This window comes from Pseudomonas sp. BF-RE-25, from assembly GCF_019956105.1.
GTDB lineage: Bacteria > Pseudomonadota > Gammaproteobacteria > Pseudomonadales > Pseudomonadaceae > Aquipseudomonas > Aquipseudomonas migulae.
The window spans coordinates 1-20601 of the sequence record NZ_JAHBDB010000006.1; the positions used below are offsets into that span (position 1 = coordinate 1).

Annotated in this window: 18 protein-coding genes; 5 read left to right on the top strand and 13 right to left on the bottom strand. The window is 61.7% G+C overall.

What is annotated here, in order from left to right; translation table 11 throughout:
* A partial coding sequence (locus KGB24_RS03085) for a hypothetical protein (protein ID WP_223474731.1) occupies positions 1 to 442 on the top strand: 442 nt, incomplete at its 5' end.
* Positions 443 to 578: 136 nt separating this feature from the next.
* Here KGB24_RS03085 and KGB24_RS03090 read toward each other — a convergent pair.
* A complete protein-coding gene (locus tag KGB24_RS03090; protein WP_223414053.1) occupies positions 579 to 1475 on the bottom strand; it encodes a LysR family transcriptional regulator in 897 nt (298 codons plus the stop codon).
* A 160-nt stretch (positions 1476 to 1635) separates the two neighbouring features.
* Between KGB24_RS03090 and KGB24_RS03095 the strand changes: the two genes are divergently transcribed.
* On the top strand, positions 1636 to 2655 hold the full coding sequence (locus KGB24_RS03095) for an alpha/beta hydrolase (RefSeq protein WP_008032696.1): 1020 nt from the start codon (positions 1636 to 1638) through the stop codon (positions 2653 to 2655).
* Between the two features lie 153 nt (positions 2656 to 2808).
* A complete protein-coding gene (locus KGB24_RS03100) occupies positions 2809 to 4236 on the top strand; it encodes a mechanosensitive ion channel family protein (protein ID WP_223413808.1) in 1428 nt (475 codons plus the stop codon).
* Positions 4237 to 4354: 118 nt separating this feature from the next.
* Here KGB24_RS03100 and ycaC read toward each other — a convergent pair whose 3' ends face one another.
* The 7 genes from ycaC to KGB24_RS03135 form a co-directional block, all read right to left on the bottom strand.
* Entirely contained in the window at positions 4355 to 4981 is a 627-nt protein-coding gene (gene ycaC, locus KGB24_RS03105) for an isochorismate family cysteine hydrolase YcaC (RefSeq protein WP_008032694.1), read from the bottom strand.
* A 68-nt stretch (positions 4982 to 5049) separates the two neighbouring features.
* A complete protein-coding gene (locus tag KGB24_RS03110; protein ID WP_223413807.1) occupies positions 5050 to 6888 on the bottom strand; it encodes an amidohydrolase in 1839 nt (612 codons plus the stop codon).
* Positions 6885 to 7475, bottom strand: a complete 591-nt coding sequence (locus KGB24_RS03115) for an antibiotic biosynthesis monooxygenase (protein WP_008032692.1) — start codon at positions 7473 to 7475, stop codon at positions 6885 to 6887. The genes KGB24_RS03110 and KGB24_RS03115 overlap by 4 nt, the downstream gene beginning before the upstream one ends.
* Positions 7468 to 7884, bottom strand: coding sequence for a DoxX family protein (locus KGB24_RS03120; protein ID WP_008043253.1), 417 nt, complete (start codon positions 7882 to 7884; stop codon positions 7468 to 7470). The genes KGB24_RS03115 and KGB24_RS03120 overlap by 8 nt, the downstream gene beginning before the upstream one ends.
* Before the next feature lie 832 nt (positions 7885 to 8716).
* The gene (locus tag KGB24_RS03125) at positions 8717 to 9637 is read right to left on the bottom strand and encodes a LysR family transcriptional regulator (RefSeq protein WP_223413806.1); all 921 of its coding nucleotides are present in this window, start codon (positions 9635 to 9637) and stop codon (positions 8717 to 8719) included.
* 31 nt (positions 9638 to 9668) lie between these two features.
* The gene (locus tag KGB24_RS03130; protein WP_223413805.1) at positions 9669 to 10652 is read right to left on the bottom strand and encodes an MBL fold metallo-hydrolase; all 984 of its coding nucleotides are present in this window, start codon (positions 10650 to 10652) and stop codon (positions 9669 to 9671) included.
* A 60-nt stretch (positions 10653 to 10712) separates the two neighbouring features.
* The gene (locus tag KGB24_RS03135) at positions 10713 to 10856 is read right to left on the bottom strand and encodes a hypothetical protein (RefSeq protein ID WP_223413804.1); all 144 of its coding nucleotides are present in this window, start codon (positions 10854 to 10856) and stop codon (positions 10713 to 10715) included.
* Between the two features lie 5 nt (positions 10857 to 10861).
* Here KGB24_RS03135 and KGB24_RS03140 point away from each other — a divergent pair, with 5 nt between their 5' ends.
* On the top strand, positions 10862 to 11278 hold the full coding sequence (locus KGB24_RS03140) for a helix-turn-helix domain-containing protein (RefSeq protein ID WP_223413803.1): 417 nt from the start codon (positions 10862 to 10864) through the stop codon (positions 11276 to 11278).
* 390 nt (positions 11279 to 11668) lie between these two features.
* On the opposite strand, the gene KGB24_RS03145 is transcribed toward KGB24_RS03140, so the two are convergent.
* From KGB24_RS03145 to KGB24_RS03155, 3 genes are all read right to left on the bottom strand, one after another.
* A complete protein-coding gene (locus KGB24_RS03145) occupies positions 11669 to 13111 on the bottom strand; it encodes a catalase (protein ID WP_008041156.1) in 1443 nt (480 codons plus the stop codon).
* A gap of 72 nt (positions 13112 to 13183) precedes the next feature.
* A complete protein-coding gene (locus KGB24_RS03150) occupies positions 13184 to 14008 on the bottom strand; it encodes an alpha/beta fold hydrolase (protein WP_223414007.1) in 825 nt (274 codons plus the stop codon).
* Positions 14009 to 14038: 30 nt separating this feature from the next.
* Positions 14039 to 14614, bottom strand: a complete 576-nt coding sequence (locus KGB24_RS03155; RefSeq protein WP_008032866.1) for a flavodoxin family protein — start codon at positions 14612 to 14614, stop codon at positions 14039 to 14041.
* Positions 14615 to 15020: 406 nt separating this feature from the next.
* Here KGB24_RS03155 and KGB24_RS03160 point away from each other — a divergent pair, with 406 nt between their 5' ends.
* Positions 15021 to 17825 (top strand): ATP-binding protein, encoded by a 2805-nt coding sequence (locus KGB24_RS03160; RefSeq protein WP_223413890.1) that lies wholly within the window; start codon positions 15021 to 15023, stop codon positions 17823 to 17825.
* On the opposite strand, the gene KGB24_RS03165 is transcribed toward KGB24_RS03160, so the two are convergent.
* Together KGB24_RS03165 and KGB24_RS03170 are read right to left on the bottom strand one after the other, a co-directional pair.
* Positions 17790 to 19274 carry an ATP-binding protein gene (locus KGB24_RS03165; RefSeq protein ID WP_223413891.1) on the bottom strand — a complete coding sequence of 495 codons (1485 nt, stop codon included), beginning with the start codon at positions 19272 to 19274 and terminating at the stop codon, positions 17790 to 17792. The genes KGB24_RS03160 and KGB24_RS03165 overlap by 36 nt on opposite strands.
* Positions 19275 to 19450: 176 nt before the next feature.
* Positions 19451 to 20401 carry a GlxA family transcriptional regulator gene (locus KGB24_RS03170; protein WP_008032863.1) on the bottom strand — a complete coding sequence of 317 codons (951 nt, stop codon included), beginning with the start codon at positions 20399 to 20401 and terminating at the stop codon, positions 19451 to 19453.
* Between the last annotated feature and the right edge of the window lie 200 nt (positions 20402 to 20601).

Sequence of the window (20601 nt, forward strand, 5' to 3'; positions counted from 1 at the left end):
TGGTGGCGGCGGTGGCTCTGGCGGCGGTGGTGGTGGCGGAAACGGTGGCGGCGGCAATGGCGGCGGCCACGGCGGAAGCGGCAGCGGTCACGGTGGAAACGGCAGCGGCGGCAATAGCGGCAGCGGTCACAGTGGCAACGACCATGGCTCGGGACATTCCGGTAACACCGCCTCATCCGGTCGCAGCGGCACCCATGCCGAACCGGGAGACGATCACGGCGTTCATCACGCCGGTGAAGTCGGCCACAACCGTGGCGTTCATCATGCCGGTGAAATCGGTGACGACCACGGCGTTCATCATGCCGGTGAAGTCGGCCACAACCGCGGCGTTCATCGCGCCGGTGAAATCGGTGACGACCACGGCGTTCATGTCGGCGGTGAACCGGGTGACGACCACGGCGTGCACGTCGGTGGCGAGCCGGGTGATGACAAAAGGTCCTGATCACTACTGATATCAAGAACACCCTAAATCCAGTGTGGGAGTGAGCCTGCTCGCGATAGCAATCTGTCATTCAACATTAATATGTCTGACACACCGCTTTCGCGAGCAGGCTCACTCCTACAGGGGTCGCGTGGACCTAGAGTCCACCCTCAGTCTGATCCAGCCGCTCACGCAAAAACTCGATCAACGCCTGCACCGGTCGCGAACTCTGGCGATGCTGCGGGTACACCGCCGACAATGTCAGCGGCTGCGGGCGAAACTCATCCAGCACCGGCACCAGCCGCCCATCCTTCAACGCCGCCCCGACAATGAAGGTCGGCAGGTACGTGATCCCCATCCCGGCAATGGCCGCATCCCTGAGCAACTCACCGTTGTTGACCCGCATCCGCCCGGTCACGTTGACCGCCAGCGGCTTGCCCTGCCCTTCAAAACGCCATTGCACCTGGCGGCCGTGGCCATACGGCAGGCAGTCGTGCGTGTGCAGGTCCTCGGGTTTACCCGGCGTTCCGCGCTCCGCCAGGTAAGCCGGGCTGGCGCAATACACCCGCTGGATCGTAGCGATGCGGCGGGCAATCAGCGTCGAGTCTTCAAGGATGCCGATGCGCAACGCCAGGTCGTAACCCTCGCTGAGCAGATCCACCGGGCGGTCGCTCAAATCCACTTCCACCGTGACATCGCGATAACGCTGCAAGAACACCGGCAGCAAACACCCCAAATGTGCCACCGCAAACGACAACGGCGCGCTCACGCGAATGGTGCCGCGCGGTTCAGTGGTCTGGCCGGCGATGCCCTGTTCCACCTGCTCGACTTCGCTGAGCAAGCGCAACGCCGACTCGTAATAACTCTGGCCCAGCGGCGTGACGTCCAGGCGCCGCGTGGAGCGGTTGAGCAAGCGTACGCCCAGGCGTTCTTCAAGCTGCATCAAGCGACGGCTGACGAACTGCTTGGACAGGCCCAATTGATCGGCGGCCGAGGTGAAGCTGCCGGAGTCCATGACCTGGCAAAAAATACGCATATCTTCGAACGGGTTCATTGTCACTTTCCGGTTGACAGTTAAACGCTTTATAGCCGCTTTTTCCCTTTCGAGCACCCTATTAATCTGCGTCCACGGTGTTGCTGAGGCCTGAGTCCCAGCGCAGCAGCAACCTGCCCCTTAGGTAACCAATCTCTAATTAATTAAAAAGGATTTGCTCATGAACCTCGTCAAAAAAACCCTGACCGCATCCCTGCTCGCCCTCTCCGTCGGCAACGCCTTTGCCGCTGGCAGCCCAGGCGTTGAACACAACACTCAAGCCTTCCTCGAAGCCCTCGCCGCCGGTGGCGGTAAACCGCTTGAGCAGTTGAGCCCGAAAGACGCCCGTGCGGTGCTGACCGGTGCGCAAAACTCGGTCAAGGTTGATCTGTCGGGTGTGGACGTCAGCGATCGTGCAATCAAGGTCGATGGTCAAACCATCAACCTGAAAATCGTGCGCCCGGCCAAGGTCAAAGGTGAGTTGCCGGTGTTCATGTTCTTCCACGGTGGCGGCTGGGTGCTGGGCGATTACCCGACTCACCAACGCTTGATTCATGACCTGGTGGTCGGCTCCGGCGCCGTCGCGGTGTATGTCGATTACACGCCGTCGCCGGAAGCGCACTACCCGACCGCGATCAACCAGGCCTACGCCGCGACCCGCTGGGTGGCCGAGCATGGCAAGGACATCGGCGTCGACGGCAAGCGTCTCGCGGTGGCCGGCAACAGCGTCGGCGGCAACATGGCGGCGGTCGTGGCATTGATGGCCAAGGAACAGAAAGCCCCGGCACTGCGCTTCCAGCTGTTGATGTGGCCAGTGACCAACGCACAGTTCGACACCGGCTCGTACCAGCAATTTGCCGAAGGCCACTTCCTCACCAAAGGCATGATGAATTGGTTCTGGGACAACTACACCACCGACCAGGCCGAGCGTGCGCAGATCCATGCCTCGCCGTTACAGGCCAGCGCCGAACAGCTCAAAGGCTTGCCGGCAGCGCTGGTGCAGACCGCCGAGTTCGACGTGTTGCGTGACGAAGGCGAAGCCTATGCCCGCCACCTCGATGCGGCCGGTGTGCCGGTCACGGCGGTGCGTTACAACGGGATGATTCACGACTTCGGCTTGCTCAATCCGCTGAGCCAGATTCCGGAAGTGAAAGCGGCGGTGCGTCAGGCCGCGCTGGAACTCAAGACTCATCTGAACTGAGTCCCCTCGCCCCTCCCACGGTCATCGTGCGAGGGGCTTTTCTGTAGGAGCCGGCTTGCCGGCGATGGCGTCCGTGAGAGCGATGCAGGGTTTGAGATCGCCATCGCCGGCAAGCCGGCTCCTACAAAAAAATCAGTCTTCCGGAGTTCTTCCATGTCCCTCATCTACGGTCATCTGCTGTCCTGGAGTGCGCTGTTGCTGGTAATCGACGCCGTGCTCTGGCACGTAGCGCCGTTCAAGCATCGCGTCACGCGGGTCGGTGTGCGCCTCGCGTTGTTTGTGATGTTCAGCGCGCTCATCATCAACGCCGGCGTCAGCCCGTTGCAGGCGCCGCTGTTGGCAGACGACCGCGTGGCGCAACTGGGCGCGACGGCTCTGGGGATTCTCTGGTGGCTGTACGCCGCACGTGTGCTCACCGAAGTCATCGGCCTGCTGCTGATGCGGCGCATCGGACACAGCGGGCGGTTATTGCAGGACGTCATCGGCGCGCTGGTGTTTCTGATCGCCATCGTCGCCGCAGCCGGTTACGTGCTGGAGTTGCCGGTGAAAGGTCTGCTGGCGACGTCCGGGGTGGTGGCAATCGTCGTCGGCCTGGCGTTGCAAAGCACCCTGAGCGATGTGTTTTCCGGGATCGTGCTCAACACCACCAAGCCGTATCAGGTGGATGACTGGATCGTGATCGACGGCGTCGAGGGCAAAGTGCTCGACATCGATTGGCGCGCCACTCACCTGCTGACCAGCGCCGGCAGTACGGCGGTGGTGCCGAACTCGGTGGCGGCCAAAGCGAAGATCGTCAACCTGAGCCGCCCCGGCAACATGCATGGTGTGTCGATCAGCATCCAGGTGCCCAACCACATCCGTCCGCGTCGGGTGCTGGAGGCACTGGACCGCACGCTGCAAGGCAGCAGCAGTCTTCTGCTCAACCCGGCGCCGAAAGCCGTGCTGAAAGAGGCCGGCGAAACCATGTCCGAATACGTGGCCAGCGGGTTTATCGCCGAACTCGGCAAGAAAAGCGAAGTGCGCAATCAACTGTTCGACCTCGCCCATCGGCACCTCGAAGCGGCGGGTATTTCCCGACAGCTCGACGGCGTGATCGAACCGACATCCCGCGCGCGGTCCTTGCTGGACGAGGTGAAAGTCTTCCGTTCCCTGAGCGAAGACGAACGCGACCGGATGGCCCATTCGATGGTCGCGCAGCAGTACGCGGCAGGCCAGGTGGTGCTGGAACTGGGTGAAGTGCCGGACAGCCTGATGGTCATCGCCACAGGCGTGGTCAGCGCAACAGTACCGGACGGCGCCGGGCAAACCGAAGCCGGGCGCATGGGGCCGAGCGAGGTGATGGGTGAACAGAGCATCCTCACCGATACGCCATCGCAGGCCACGTTCACCGCGTTGACCTCGTGCATCATCTACCGGATCGACAAATCCCTGACCCGCAGCTGCATGGAACAGCGGGTTGAGGTGGGTCGGGCGTTGAACAAGTTGCAGGCGGTACGGCAGCAGAACAGTCGGTTGGCGCTGCTGGCCAAACCGGTGCCGATCAAGAAAAGTGGTTTTTTGAGTTGGCTGCAAAAACGGTAACCCTGTGGGAGCGAGCCTGCTCGCGATAGCGGCAGCACATCCAACATAGATGTCGGCTGAAACACCGCCATCGCGAGCAGGCTCGCTCCCACAGGTTATGCATGTTGCTTGAAGGAGGTTATTTCGAAGTCAACACCGAGTAGCTGTTCATCAGGTTGCGGTAGTTGGGAATACGCGGCGACAGCAGATTCGCCAGGCCTTCCATGTCGTTGCGCCAGTCGCCCTGCAGCTCGCACGCGACGGAGAACCAGTTCACCAGTTGTGCACCGGCGGCGGCCATACGCGCCCACGCAGCTTGTTGCACGGTTTCGTTGAACGTACCCGAAGCATCGGTCACCACAAACACTTCAAACCCTTCGGCCAGCGCCGACAGCGTCGGGAAGGTCACGCAAACGTCAGTCACCACACCGGCGATGATCAGTTGCTTGCGGCCGGTGGCTTTGACGGCCTTGACGAAATCTTCGTTGTCCCAGGCGTTGATCTGGCCTGGACGCGGGATGTACGGCGCGTCCGGGAACTGCTCTTTCAATTCCGGCACCATCGGGCCGTTCGGGCCGTTTTCGAAGCTGGTGGTGAGGATGGTCGGCAGTTTGAAGAACTTGGCCACGTCGCCCAGGGCCAGCACGTTGTTCTTGAATTCGTTCGGCGAGAAATCCTGAACCAGCGAAATCAGACCGGTCTGGTGATCGACCAACAGGACAACGGCATCGTCTTTGTTCAGGCGTTTGTACGGAACGTTGCTCATGTGAAACTCCTCGATGGATGGGTATTACGTCAGGCGCCGACACGCGGGTCGGCGCTTTTTTTTGATCGTCAGAACGCGAAGCACGAGCAGCCGAAGGCGCCCCAGAAACCGGCGAAATCGCTGACCGGCGCGTTCGACAACCGCGCCTTTTCATGACTGTGGGAATGCACGCCGCACGGCCCGCTGCAATGGTGAACCTGCGCCTGCATCGGCGACGTCGGGCGCCAGTGACCCGGCACCTTGACCACCGGCGACCAGTCCGGCAGCACCGGCACACTGGCCGGGCCGAGTTTTTCGAAATCACCGGCGGCGTACACCACCTTGCCGCCGACCACGGTCAACACCGACTCGATCCACTTGATCGCTTCTTCGTCGACGCTGAAAAAGTCCGCGCTCAGGGCTGCGACGTCAGCCAGTTGGCCGACTTTGATCATGCCTTTCTTGCCCTGCTCGGAAGAGAACCAGGCGCTGCCGTGGGTGAACAGCTCCAGCGCAGTCTGCCGGGACAGCCCCTCGGCGTGCAGCTCCAGGCCACCGACGGTGCGGCCGCTGACCATCCAGTACAGCGAAGTCCATGGGTTGTAGCTGGACACCCGCGTCGCATCGGTACCCGCGCCAACCGGTACACCTTCGGCCAGCATGCGCTTGATCGGCGGCGTCGCTTCGGCAGCCTTGGCGCCGTAACGCTCGACGAAATACTCGCCCTGAAACGCCATGCGATCCTGAATCGCGATACCACCGCCCAGCGCCCTCACCCGCTCGATGTTCTGCGGCGTGATGGTTTCGGCGTGATCGAAAAACCACGGCAAACCATTGAACGGGATGTCGCGGTTAACCTTCTCGAACACGTCGAGCATGCGGCTGATGGATTCGTTGTAGGTGGCGTGCAAACGGAACGGCCAGCGCTGCTCGACGAGGTGGCGGACCACCGGTTCCAGCTCGTCTTCCATGGTTTGCGGCAGGTCGGGACGCGGTTCGAGGAAGTCCTCGAAATCCGCCGCCGAGAACACCAGCATTTCCCCGGCGCCGTTGTGTCGCAGGAAATCATCGCCCTGATGCAGGGTCACGCTGCTGGTCCAGTTCTTGAAATCGGCCAGCTCTTCTTTCGGCTTCTGGGTGAACAGGTTGTAGGCGATGCGGACGGTCAGTTGCTGGTCCTTGGCCAACTGCTCGATCACCTGGTAATCATCCGGATAATTCTGGAAACCACCGCCGGCATCGATGGCGCTGGTCAGGCCGAGACGGTTGAGTTCGCGCATGAACTGGCGGGTCGAGTTGACCTGATACTCCAGCGGCAACTTCGGCCCCTTGGCCAGTGTCGAGTACAAAATCATCGCGTTCGGGCGCGCGACCAGCATGCCGGTCGGCTCACCGTTGGCATCGCGCACAATCTCGCCACCCGGCGGATTCGGCGTGTTGCGGGTGTAACCGGCCACGCGCAACGCGGCGCGGTTGAGCAGAGCGCGGTCATATAGATGCAGGACAAATACCGGCGTATCCGGCGCCGCCTGGTTGAGTTCCTCGAGGGTCGGCATGCGCTTTTCAGCAAACTGGAATTCGTTCCAGCCACCGACCACGCGCACCCATTGCGGCGTTGGCGTGCGGTCGGCCTGATCCTTGAGCATGCGCAGGGCGTCGGCCAGCGACGGCACACCTTCCCAGCGCAGTTCGAGGTTGTAGTTCAAACCGCCACGGATCAGGTGCAAGTGCGAGTCGTTAAGGCCGGGGATGACGCAGCGGCCCTTGAGGTCGATGACCTGGGTGCCGGAGCCGCGCAGGGCCATGGCTTCGGCGTCAGTGCCGACCGCGACGAAGCGGCCATCGCTGATGGCGACGGCACTGGCGCGTGGGTTTTCACGGTCAACGGTATGAAATTGGCCATTGAACAAAATCAGGTCGGCGTTCATCGCGTTTCCTTGGGCTGAGTGGAGGGGGACAGCCAAGGCGCGAACAAACGCGTCGCCATCGGCATGAACAGGTACACCACCGAAACGACGATGGTCAGCGTGATCAGGAACGTGGCGACCACGTAATTGGACAGGAACGCGTTAAGCCGCAACAGCGGGCCCCAGATCAGCGGCACCAGCAAGGTGTGCGGCAGAATCACCAGCAACGTCACCACGGCCTGCTTCCAGCGCGGCGGCGGCGAACCGGTTTCAGCCTGCGGCGCGAACCAGAATTCCTTGACCGGGTTGACCTCGGTCTGGTCGCCATCGGCGAGCATCGGCGTGGCTTCGTTGACCAGTTCCAGCCGTTGTGGCGAATCGAGCCAGTGCTGCATCGCGTCGGTGGAGCAAAAGCGCAGCACGCAGGTGTACATGTCGAGGCCGGCGCTCTTGCCGCGCATCACATCCACCCCCAAGTGCCCTTCCTGCTGCCCGGCGATGCTGACGATGTTGCGCAACCAGGCTTCGTAGGGCACTTCAAAACCGGCTTTGACCCGGTGCTTGATGACCAGGGTCACGACTTCCTCGAAACGATTGGATTCAGGCATAACGCAAAGCTCCGGCGAATCGGACATTGAGCGCCAGCCGTCCCGGCCCGGCGATAAAAAGGCTGGTGAACAGAATCAACAGCAGCCAACCGAACTGCCCTTCCTCGAGGCTCCATTGCGGGTGCACAACCAGCAGCGCGATCCACAACACAGACAAAACCGGCAGGCACGCCAGGCGCACCAACACCCCGGCAATGATCAGCAGCGGGCACAGCACCTCGGCGAAAATCGCCAGCATCAGCGTGACATTCGCGCCCAGGTGGAAAGGGTCTTCGATGACTTGCAGTTGAGCGTTGTAGTTAAGCAGCTTGGGCAAACCGTGCACCCACAGCAGAAACAAACCACCGCTGACCCGCAAAAAAAACAGCCCGATATCCTGGGCCCGTTCATCCCATTGCGAAGCGTTCATGGACTACCTGCACAAATGAAAAACCATCGGCGTCAAAGCGCCGGGACCTCATTCGATAGTGCCGGTGTGGGGGCGGGGAAAATTGAATGTACGTGCTCTTTTTCACAGCATCACACAACCCCAGCTGGAGCCGGCTTGCTGGCGAAAGATTTTGGAAAGTGCAGTGTGCTTCAGGCCGCCATCGCGAGCAGGCTCACTCCTACAAGGTCCCCGTTGTACACCGATCAACTGTAGGAGCCGGCTTGCTGGCGAAAAATTTCGGATAGTGCTGTGTTCTTGAGGCCGCCATCGTCGGAACGCCGCCCGCAGCAAGCCGGCTCCTACAGTTGATCGTATTTATCCAAACGCATCTGCATTTCCCCTGTAGGAGCCAGCTTGCTGGCGATGGACGTCAACGATAACGCGGGCCGTCTGAATGAACGCGTTGTCCAAACGCTTTTCGCCGGCAAGCCGGCTCCTACAGGGAATCGCGTTTGATTTCGCTTTTCACCACTCATCAGGCCGAGCGTTAGCTCGCCTTCAGCTTTTGATTTTGATCTGCCCGCCCCTTCGGGAGGCCGAGTGGAGGTTCTGCGCAGTGGGCAGCCCGGCATGGATGCCGGGCTAGCCGCCCCCGGCCAGGGATGGCCGATGGCGGCGGGCCCACGGAGCAGGACCGGAGCGAGGGAACACCGAGCCTTAGCGAGGGGCCGGACGCTGGGGCGAAGCGTTTTGCTTACTTTTGGGCGTCTGCAAAAGTGAGTCGCCGTAAGGGCGAAACCATAGGCGGCCGTTACCGCAGCAATGGATATGTACACCCAAAAGAAAATGGTCGGCCCAAAGGCCGCCACGTTCAACCCGATACAGGCAAAGGCCTGGACATAAACTCACTGATCCGCGACCGCAACCACCGCTCCGCCGGATCATTGTCATGCACCCCACTCCAAGCCATCGAAAGCTGCGCAGCATCAATGGGAAACGGTGGATCCTCAGCCCGCAACGCACACCCCTCAACCAGCGCACACGCCGCATAATCCGGCACCGTCGCAATCATCTCCGTGCCGGCCAGCAACGCACGCAACCCACTGAACTGCGGAACACCCAACACCACCCGACGACTGCGGCCAACCTTGGCCAGATCCATATCGATATTGCCGCTCAGATCACCGGAAAAAGACACCATCGCATGCGGTCGCTCGCAGTATTCATCCAGCGTCAGCAGCCCCGGTCGCTTGTCCCCACGCAGCACCTTGCAGGGGATGTCGCGCAATTTCTTGCACTTCGCATTCGCGGGCAAATCCGTGGTGTAACTCACCCCCACAGAGATCTCTCCCGAAGCCAGCAATGCCGGCATCAGCAAATAGTTCGCACGCCGCACCACCACAACAATCCCCGGCGCCTCTTCCTGCAATTGCCGCAACAACGGCGGAAACAAACCGAATTCGGCGTCGTCCGACAAACCAATGCGGAACACATCGCAGCTGCTCGCTGGATCAAATTCTTTCGCCCGGCTGACCGCCCCGGAAATCACATCCATCGCCGGCTGCAATTCCTTGAGAATCGCCAGCGCCCGCGTTGTCGGCTCCATGCCGCGGCCATTACGCAACAGCAACGGATCGTCAAACAGATCCCGTAACCGCCCCAGCGCCGCACTCACCGCCGGTTGGCCCATGAACAATTTTTCAGCCACCCGGGTCAGGTTCCTCTCGAACATCAAGGCCTCGAAAATCACCAACAGGTTCATGTCGACGCGGCGCAGATCGTTACGGTTCATTGGCACGGCTCCCTTGTGAATGCGTCGGACTTTACTCGATCAGCGGCACTTTCGCCGCACGTTTATAAGGACCGTATTCGACCGGCACCCATTGAAAATGCTTACCCTCTGCGCCGATATGGCCAATGCCCGGAAACGGCAAATGCGCTGCCGTCACCCAGGTTTTACCGGCGGCTGCATCGCTGAACACCTTGGCGCGGCTTTTGATCGCTTGCTGACTGTTGACGTCAAAGCCGATCGAGACTTCCGGGTGCAAGAACTGCACCGCGAGGTTATGCACCAGATCGCCCATGAACAAAATGCTCTGCCCTTGAGAGGTGAAGCGGTACGTCGTGCTGCCCGGCGTGTGCCCGGCTTCCAGCGTGGCCTCGACCCCCGGCACAGGCGACTGACCGGCGTCGAACGTCTTGAAACGTCCCGCCGTGACGTACGGCGCGGTGGAGTCCTGGGCGATTTTGAAATACGGCTTGGCGCCCTCGGGAGCTTTGGCCAGCGCCTGAGGATCAAGCCAGTAATCGGCTTCGGCCTTCGCGGCGTAGACCGTGGCGTTGGCAAAAACCGGTTTCTGCTGGCCATCGACCAATCCGCACACATGGTCCAGGTGCAGGTGGGTCAACAGAATCGTGTCGACCTGCGAAGGCTCGTAACCGGCGGCTTTCATGTTGTCCGAGAGCATGCCCGCCGTCGCACCGATGCATTGACCGGCGCCGGTATCCACCAGGATCAATTGCTTGCCGGTGTTGATCAGGAAGGCGTTGAACGCAGTCTGCACCCCCGGCGTTTCAATCGAGCGACGGGCCAGCAGTGCGCGGATCTGGCTTTGGGTCAGGCCCTGGAGCAGTTTGGGCGACAGGTCGTTGTAGCCGTCGAACAGCGCCGTCACCTCAAAGTCGCCCACCGCCAGGCGGAAGTAGCCCGGCACCTGGGTGCCGACCTGTGCCGGTGCCTGAGCCGAGGAGATTCCGGACGCCAACGCCACCGCGAGGCCCAACGCGCCAACCAGAGAATGTTTCATGCCGTCACCCTTGATCAAGTCAGAAGAGCGGCCATGCACAGGCCCGCCACAAGACGTCGATCATGCCTCGCCCGGCACCGCAAAAATTGCAGCCATGTGCTGAGTCAGCGCTGTTGGCCACCACTGCGCATCGGCGAAATTAACAACGTTTAACTCGCCTGCCAGAGCCCCGCGACCAAGAATGAAGCTCACCGAAACGGACATTTGTCATGGCTCATTCTCAGCAAAACGTCGCTCGCGCGACTGCCACTGAAACGCGAAAGAAAACCACCGGCGGCCTGACCCCGTGGCGCGAAAGCCTGGTCAAGCAACTGATCCTCGAACGCCTCGGTGAAACCGTCGAAGTGACCGAACTGGCACGCGCCTGCGCCCTCTCGCGCAGTCATTTCTCCCGTGCATTCAAGTGCAGCACCGGCCTCTCGCCGCAAGACTGGATTCGCCACCAACGCATCGCCCGGGCCAAGCAACTGATCCAGAACACCGACCTGAGCCTCACGCAAATCAGCCTCGAATGCGGCTTCTGCGATCAGGCGCACTTCTGCCACATCTTCACCCGCAGCGAAGGCATCAACCCTTTCGCCTGGCGCTGCCGAGCCATGCGCGCGCTTCCACGCACATCCTTGTAGGAGCCCGGCTTGCCGGCGATGGCGATTTTGCGGGCGCCATCGCCGGCAAGCCGGCTCCTACAAGGATTGTGGGGGTGTTCGGGGATTGAGGGTCGACACAAAACCTGTAGGAGCCTGGCTTGCTGGCGATGGCGATTTCATGGGCGCCATCGCCAGCAAGCCGGCTCCTACAGGGACTGTGGAGGTGTTCGGGGATTGAGGATCGACGCAAAATCTGTAGGAGCCTGGCTTGCTGGCGATGGCGATTTTGCGGGCGCCATCGCCGGCAAGCCGGCTCCTACAAGGATTATGGGGTGTTCGGGGATTGAGGGTCGACACAAAACCTGTAGGAGCCCGGCTTGCCGGCGATGGCGATTTCATGGGCGCCATCGCCCGCAAGCCTGCTGCCTTTTACCCTAACGGCACCAACCGCTCCAACGCCTCGGCCACGCCAAATCCGTACGCCGGATCGGCCTTGGTGCAGTTGTCGATATGACGCTGGCGGATTGCCTGCGGCACGCCGTTCATGGCGCGTGCGGTGTTGTCGAACAGCAACTGCTTGCGCGCCGGATCGAGCAGTCGAAACAGGTTACCCGGCTGTTCGTAATGATCCTCTTCCAACCGATGATCATAATGCTGCGCAAAGCCTTCCAGCGGCAGCGGCGGCTCGGCCAGTTCCGGTGAGTCCTGCCATTCACCGACACTGTTCGGGAAGTAACTGGCGGTACCGCCGAGGTTGCCGTCGGTGCGCATGGCGCCGTCGCGGTGGTAGCTGTGTGCCGGGCAGCGTGGCGCGTTGACCGGGATGTGGTTGAAGTTCACGCCGAGGCGATAACGCTGAGCATCACCATAGGAAAACAGCCGCGCCTGGAGCATGCGGTCCGGTGAAAAACTCACGCCCGGCACCACGTTGGCCGGCGAAAACGCTGCCTGTTCGATTTCGGCAAAGTGGTTTTCGGCGTTGCGATTGAGCTCCATGACGCCCACTTCAATCAGCGGGAATTCAGCGTGTGGCCAGACCTTGGTCAAGTCGAACGGGTTATGCCGATAGTTGAGCGCCTGTTCTTCCTCCATCACCTGAATGCACAATTTCCAGCGCGGGAAGTTGCCCTGCTCGATGACTTCGTAAAGGTCGCGCAGATTGCTTTCGCGGTCCTTGCCGACCACCGCTTCGGCCTCGGCGTCCGAGAGGTTTTCGATGCCTTGCTGGCAGACAAAATGAAACTTCACCCACACCCGTTTGTTGTCGCGGTCGATCAGGCTGAAGGTGTGACTGCCGAAGCCGTGCATGTGACGGAAGCTGGTGGGAATCCCGCGATCGCTCATCACGATGGTCACCTGGTGCAGCGCCTCGGGCAGCAGGGTCCAGAAGTCCCAGTTGCTGGTGGCGTTGCGCAGACCGGTGCGCGGGTCGCGCTTGACCACGTGGTTGAGGTCGGAGAAACGCAGCGGGTCGCGGAAGAAAAACACCGGCGTGTTGTTGCCGACAATGTCCCAGTTGCCTTCGTCGGTGTAGAACTTCACCGCGAAGCCACGGATATCACGCTCGGCATCCGCCGCGCCGCGTTCGCCGGCCACCGAGGAAAAACGCACGAACAGCGGCGTTTCCTTGCCCACCGAGCTGAAGATGCTGGCTTTTGTATAACGGGTGATGTCATGGGTGACGGTGAAGGTGCCGTAGGCGCCCGCACCCTTGGCGTGCATGCGCCGTTCCGGGATCAGTTCGCGGTCGAAGTGGGCGAGTTTTTCCAGCAACCAGATGTCTTGCAAGAGCGCCGGTCCACGGGGGCCGGCGGTCTGGATATTGAAGTTGTCGGCCACCGGTGCCCCGGTGGCGTTGGTCAGCTTTTTCATGGTCAGGTTCTCGAAGGATTCGGCTCATCAGGAGCGAGAACGGCGCGGATCTACGCCCGCGCCGTGGGCACATCAACCCTTGAGGAACGCCAGCAGATCAGCGTTGAGCTGATCCTTGTGGGTATCAGTCAGGCCATGGGGCGCGCCGGGGTAGACCTTCAGCGTAGACCCCTTGACCAGTTTTGCCGAAGCAATGCCGGCGGCCTCGATCGGCACCACCTGGTCCGCGTCGCCGTGCACCACCAGCGTGGGGATGTCGAATTTCTTCAGGTCTTCGGTAAAGTCGGTTTCGGAGAACGCCTTGATGCAGTCATAAGCGTTCTTGTGGCCGGAGGTCATGCCCTGCATCCAGAACCAGTCGATCATGCCTTGCGACGGTTTGGCGTCCGGTTTGTTGAAGCCGAAGAACGGACCGCTGGCGAGGTCGATGTACAGCTGCGAACGGTCGACCAGGGACGCCTGACGAATACCGTCAAACACCTCGATCGGCAGGCCACCGGGGTTGGCTTCGGCCTTGAGCATCAGGGGCGGCACCGCTGAAATCAGCCCGGCCTTGGCCACGCGCCCGGTGCCGTGGCGACCGATGTAGCGCGCCACTTCACCACCGCCGGTGGAGAAACCGAACAGCACGGCGTCTTTCAGGTCGAGCCGTTCGATCAACTGCGCCAGGTCATCGGCGTAGGTGTCCATGTCGTTGCCGGTCCACGGCTGACTGGAGCGGCCGTGGCCACGACGGTCGTGGGCGATCACCCGGTAGCCTTTGGAGGCGAGGAAGATCATCTGCGATTCCCAGCTGTCGGCGTTCAGCGGCCAACCGTGGCTGAAGACGATGGGCTGGCCGGTGCCCCAATCCTTGTAATAAATCTCGGTGCCGTCTCGGGTGGTGAACGTGCTCATGCGATGTTTCCTCAGGAGGGTTGGGGTGATTCAAACCGGTGAGTGGCTCAGGCGTTCAGCCAGCCGCGCCACGCGTTCGCCCAGGTGCGCGGCGGTGCAGCGATCTTCCGGGGGCGGTGCGAATTCGGGGGACTGTTCGACATTCGACTGCGCCATGGCGCCCAGCGAACTGCCGAGGCGATTGAGCTGCCCGTCGAACACGCCGGTGCCGGAGCGTGCCGGCAGCAGGTCGAGGCCGACCCAGATCATCGAATGCTGCGCGGCGAACACCGCCATCTGCAGCAAGGTGTTGAGTTTGTCGCCACACAGGCAGCCGGAATTGGTGAAGCCCGCCGCGAGTTTGTCGCGCCAGGGTTGGGTCAGGTAGAACGCCGCCGTGGCTTCCATGAACCCCTTGAAGCGTGCCGAGGCGCTGCCCATGTAGGTCGGCGCACCGAAGATGATCGCGTCGGCGTTGTGCAAACGGTCCCAGTGCTGGTCCACGTCCTCGACCGAAATCAGCTGGCAGGTACTGCCCAGGTGCCGCTCCACACCTTGGGCCACGGCTTCGGCCATGACCCGTGTGTGCCCGTAGCCACTGTGATAGACCACCACCACGTTGCTCATTCCGGCGTCCTCATGACAAATAAATCCCTTTTCACAACACGGCCCCCCTGTAGGAGCCGGCTTGCTGGCGATTGCGATGTACCCATCGCCGACAACTTCGGCTGAAATACCGCAATCGCCAGCAAGCCGGCTCCTACAGTTTGAGCAGTTGCGGTGCTGGAGTTTTGGGCGTAGACCGGACGCAGGACGAGTTAAACGTTGTTAATTTTCCCTGGTGCGCCAAAAGCCCCGGCGCCTTCTACACGAGCGCCACGCCCAGCAAAAACGCAAAAAACAGGGAGGATCGCAAACCGGCAGTCCAAGTGAACACCCGGCAGTCAGTTGGCCAGCGCATTGCGCGAATGAACAAACCTGACGAATATGCTCGGTAACCGCGTACCAGACGGCTGCAAGCAGGAGTGACCCGTTGACCCTTTCCCCCGAACAGGCCATCCATTTCGGCCCTTACCGGATCTATCCCGGACAACGCCTGGTGATGGAGGCCGACCAGCCCCTGCGCCTGGGTCGGCGTGCCATGGATATTCTGTTGATCCTTCTGGAACACGCCGGAAATGTGGTCAGCAAACAGGAACTGATCGCCGGGGTCTGGCCCAAAAGCGTTGTCGAAGACATCAACCTGCGGGTGCACATGGCGGCGTTGCGCAAAGCCCTCGGCGACGGCCAGAACGGCCAGCGCTACATCATCACCGTGGCCCAGCGCGGCTACAGCTTTGTCGCGCCGTTCTCTTTGGAGCACATCGAGCAACATCCGGCGAATGAAGCCCCCGCACCGAACGGCCACAACCTGCCCGTGCGGCGCACGCGCATGATCGGTCGCCAGTCCCTCGTCGACAGCCTGGTGGTCCAGTTGTCACGCCAGCGCTTCATTACGCTGATAGGTCCCGGCGGCATCGGCAAAACCACCGTGGCCCTGCGCGTTGCCGAACAATTGATCGGGCGCTACCGCGATGGCATTCGTCTGCTGGACCTGGCACCGATCAACGATCCATCGATGATCAGCGCGCATCTGGCGACGCTGCTTGAACTGTCGTTGCATGACACCGACCCGATGAGCGGCCTCCCCGCATTTTTGCGCGACCGGCAGATGCTGCTGGTGATCGACAACTGCGAACACCTGCTCGACGCCATCGCCGTGTTGAGCGAAAGCATCTTGCGCGCCGCGCCCGACGTGCACATCCTGACCACCAGCCGCGAGAGCCTGCGGGCCGAAGGCGAGTTCGTTCAGCGTCTTGAGTCACTGGACTGCCCGCCGCCCATTGCCGTGCTCGACCGCGCGCAGGCCCTGAGCTTTTCGGCCTTGCAGTTGTTTGTCGAACGGGCGATGGCCAGCCACGACAGTTTTGAACTGAGCGATGACGAGCTGCCGCTGGCGATTGAAATCTGCCGGCGCCTGGACGGTATTCCCCTGGCGATTGAACTGGCGGCGGCGCAAGTCGGCGGCCTCGGCGTGGGCGGCTTGCTCACGCAACTGCAAGGCAGTTTTCGCCTGCTCACCCAAGGCTGCCAGACCACCTTGGGTCGCCATCAAACCTTGCGCGCCACGCTGGACTGGAGTTTCGAACTGCTGAGTGCCTGTGAGCAAACCTGCCTGCGCCGACTGAGCGTGTTCAGAGGCGGCTTCACCCTGGAATCGGCAGCGGCAGTGATCGTCGGCGAACATATCGAACCCTGTGAGGTGTTTGGCTCGATCACACAACTGGTGGCCAAGTCGCTGCTGAACGTCGAGGTCGGCGACGAAGAAGTGTTCTACCGCCTGCTCGACACTACGCGCAGCTACGCCCTGGAAAAACTCGACCAGGCCGCCGACCTGCCGGGCACCCGCGAACGCCACGCCGAGCGTTGCCTGGCCTTGATGCATCAGGCTCAGCAGGACTGGGAGCTGATCGCGACGGCGACGTGGATCGAGCGTTATGCACGCAGTCTGGAAGATATTCGCGCAGCCCTCGATTGGGGCTTGGACGCACAAGGGCCGCAGACGTTGGCGATCCGCCTGACCGCGACATCGACGCCGCTCTGGCAGGAAATGTCGCTGCTCAAGGAGCACGGCGTGTATGTGCGCAAGGCGCTGGCCCTGCTGGATGCCGCACCCGAGCCCTGCCCCCGGCTGAAAATGGCCCTCAAACTGGCCCTCGGCAGCGCCTGCTACCACACCCAGGGCGGCACGGCGGAAACCGTCGAGGCCTTCGTCAGCGCCAGAACGCTGGCCAGGCACTGCAACGACGTGGCCGGTCAGTTACGTGCGGTGTCCGGGCACATGGCGGTCAACCTCTGCTGTGCCAACTATCAAATGGCCCTGGAGCAGAGCCAGCAGTTCGACCGGTTGGGGCTGCACGGCGATGAAGTGTTGTCCCTCAGCACCCACCGTTTGCGGGTGCTGGCGCTGCACTTTGCCGGGAATCAGGAACAGGCGCGGGTGAATGCCGAAGAGGTGCTGCAGCGCATGGCCCAGAGCGGCCACCTCAACCGCTTCACCCACGGTTTTGGCGTGCAGTACGACCAGAGCGTCGCCGCCCTGACCATTCTGGCGCGTATCCTCTGGCTGCAAGGCCGGCCGGAACAGGCGTGGCGCACCGCCCGGCAAGCGCTGGACATCGCGATGCAGATCAACCATGGCACGTCCATCTGCTACACCCTGGCGCTGGCCGGTTGCCTGATCGCCCACTACAACGGCGACACCCGCACCGCGCGCGAACTCTTGCGACTGCTGCTGGAACAAGCGCAAAAGCACTCGGTGCTGCTGTTCTACACCTGGGCCATGCACTACGCACAGGTGATCGACCACACCGAGCTGCGCTCCTCCCTTCTGCCGGGCGAGGGGTTGATCAAGGACATCATGGTGACGCTGGACACCGGTTTCGTCGATGACGACTTGTCACAACGGGCAGATACCGGCATGGCGGGCTGGAACACGGCGGAGATCCTGCGAGCCAGGGCTGAGGCGCTTCTGGCGCAAGAGTGCCCGTTGAACACCGACGCGGCCGAGGCCTTGCTGATCAGGGCCTTGAACGTCGCCAACCATCAGGGCGCCCTGGCCTGGGAACTGCGCAGCGCTACCTCACTGGCACAGCTTTGGCAGCGTCAGGGCCGGCACCGGCAAGCCCATACGCTGCTGGCACCGATCTACAACCGGTTCACCGAAGGTTTTGCCACGCCGGACCTGACGAAAGTCCGCCGTTTACTCGACGAGTTGCAGCGCCACGTGCCCGCTTGATACCCACCGCGCCCGGCTGATGTAGCGGGCGTAACGCATTTCAACGGTGCGCAATTCACCGCTGCCCTCGAGTTTCTCCAGGGCGTAGGTGCGGGTGGTGTTGAGGAAACGGTAGCGGGCCAGTCCGCCGCCCTGCTCCAGCGATAGCAACGATTTGAGCGCCAGACTTTCCACCCCTTCAATCAAGCGGGCAGGCAGCAATGCCGCGCAACTGATCACGCCAATGGCGGTATCCAGCGTAAAGGCCATCTTGAACACCGACAGACGCTGCAACACGGTTTGCTCCAGCGGGCTCAGTTGCTCATAGCTCCAGTCCAGCGCCGCTTTCAAGGTTTGATGCCGGGGCACGGCGGTGCGCCGGCCCTGGGTCAGCAGCTGAAAACAGTTGTCCAGTTGAGCTTGCAGGCCCACCAGCGCCAACGCATCAATCTGCGCCGCCGCCAGTTCGATGGCCAGGGGCAGACCATCGAGCCGGCGACAGATTTCGCGCACGACCTTGAGGTCTTGTTCGCGCAGCACAAAGCCTTGCTGACGAGCACGGGCACGGCTGACGAACAGTTGCACCGCCGAATAGCCCATCGCTTCAGCCACACTGTGCAACGCCGAAGCCGGAGGCACCGCCAGTGGCGGCAAACGCTGGACCGTTTCCCCCTGCGCCTGGAGCGGCTCGCGACTGGTCACCAGGATCGACAGGCGTGGCGCCGCCATCAGCAGGTCCTCGACCAGTGTCCGGCAGCGTTCGAGCAGGTGCTCGCAGTTGTCGAGCACCAATAACGCATGACGTTGCGCCCATGTCTCCAGGGTGGTTCCGACGCCCAGCTCAAGCGCCCGGGTCAGATGATCGACCACCTGCGCAGGGTCATCGATCACCGCCAGATCCACCAGCCAGACCCCATCCTGGTAATGCTGCAAGAGCAGTTCGGCCACCCGCAACGCCACGGTGGTCTTGCCGATGCCGCCGGGACCGGTCAGGGTCATGAGGCGCCGAACCGGTAACTGGCGGACCAGACTGCCGACCAGCGAATCGCGCCCGATCACCGGCGACAGGCGCGCGGGCAGGTTGTGTTGAGGTTTCTGAACGGTTTCGATCGAGGCCAGCGTACTCGCCGGCACCCGCTGCACGGGCGCGATAAAGCTATAACCGCGCTGGGGAATGTTGACGATGTAGCGCTGCCCGTCCTGCCCGTCGCCCAATGCGCGACGCAGCGCGGCGATGTGCACGCGCAGGTTGATCTCCTCGACCACCGAAGTCGGCCAGACGAGTGCGATGAGCTCGTCCTTGCTGACCACGTTGCCCGCACGCTGGACCAGCACCTGCAAGATATCCAGGGCCCGCCCGCCCATGCGCAGCGACCGGTCCCCATCGAGGATCAGCCGTTGCCGCAGGTGAAACGCATAAGGGCCGAATCGCAGCACCGCTTCGTTGTTCAAATCACTGACGCTGTTCATGCAGGTCCACGTGCGCAAACCCTAAGCGGCTCAACGGATTGTCATTTCCATTGCGCGCCAGGCTCGCGCCTCCATTACAAAGAGTTCACGGGTATCTTCGCAGGCCTCGGTGACGGAACAACGACCACGATGGGAGCGTCACGGTCATCACGGTGCGCAAAACGGACAAAAAGGCACTAGCTGAACTGTTCGCGGTACTGGGACGGGGTCAACCCGAGTTTTTCACTGAACAGAAACCGCATGTGCCGCACACTGCCGAAACCACTTTTGAAAGCCACGGTCTTGAGCGGCAAGTCACTGGTTTCCAACAGATTTCTCGCACAGTCGATACGTGCGCTCTGGAGAAATTCCATCGGCGTCATGTTCACTTCCCGGGCGAACACCCTGGCGAAATGACGTGGACTCATGGTGGCCAGGCCGGCCATGCGCTCGATGCTGAAGGCTTCGTCGAGGTGGTCGAGCACATAGTTCTGCACGCGCGTCACCGGCGTTTCGTGAGGGGCCACCGTCGCCATCAACGGACTGAATTGCGCCTGGCCGCCCTGACGTTTCATCACCACCAGCAACACCTTGGCCACGTCCTGGGCGACTTTCTTGCCATGGTCTTCGGCAACCACCGCGAGCGCCAGGTCAATGCCGGCGGTGACGCCACCGGAGGTGATCAGGTTGCGGTCCTGAACAAAGATCTGATCGGTCTCCACCGTCGCCTTCGGGAACCCCTTGATCAGCCGTTCGGTGTAATGCCAGTGGGTGGTGACACGGTAGCCGTCAATCAGACCGGCATGCCCAAGCACGAATGCGCCTGTGCAGATCGAGCCATAACGTCCGGCCCGCTTAACCGCACCTTTGAGCCAGCCGAGCAACGGCGGGTGTTTTTCGTTGTAGGCCCCGGGGCCGCCCGGCACCAGCAACAGGTCATACGCCTGATCCGCCTGATCGATATGCACATCGGCCTGCACGCTGACACCATTGGAGGCACGCAACGCGCCGTGCTCGGTGCCGATGGTCGACAACACGTAACGCTCGGCCGGTTCCAGATAACGATTGGCGATGGAAAACACCTCCATGGGCCCGGCCATGTCGAGCAGGAGAAAATCAGGGAACAGCACCATTGCCACGGTTTTCATGGGTTCAAAATCACTGAAATCAAAAAAGAATACTGGCCAAACATGTACCCCCTGTAGGAGCCGGCTTGCTGGCGATAGCGGTGGGTCAGTCGACATGATTATTGTCTGAACGGACGCTATCGCCAGCAAGCCGGCTCCTACAGGGTTACGTGTACGGCATGAAGACTGTGCTGTGCATTATGGCCAAGTGCGGGGGGATC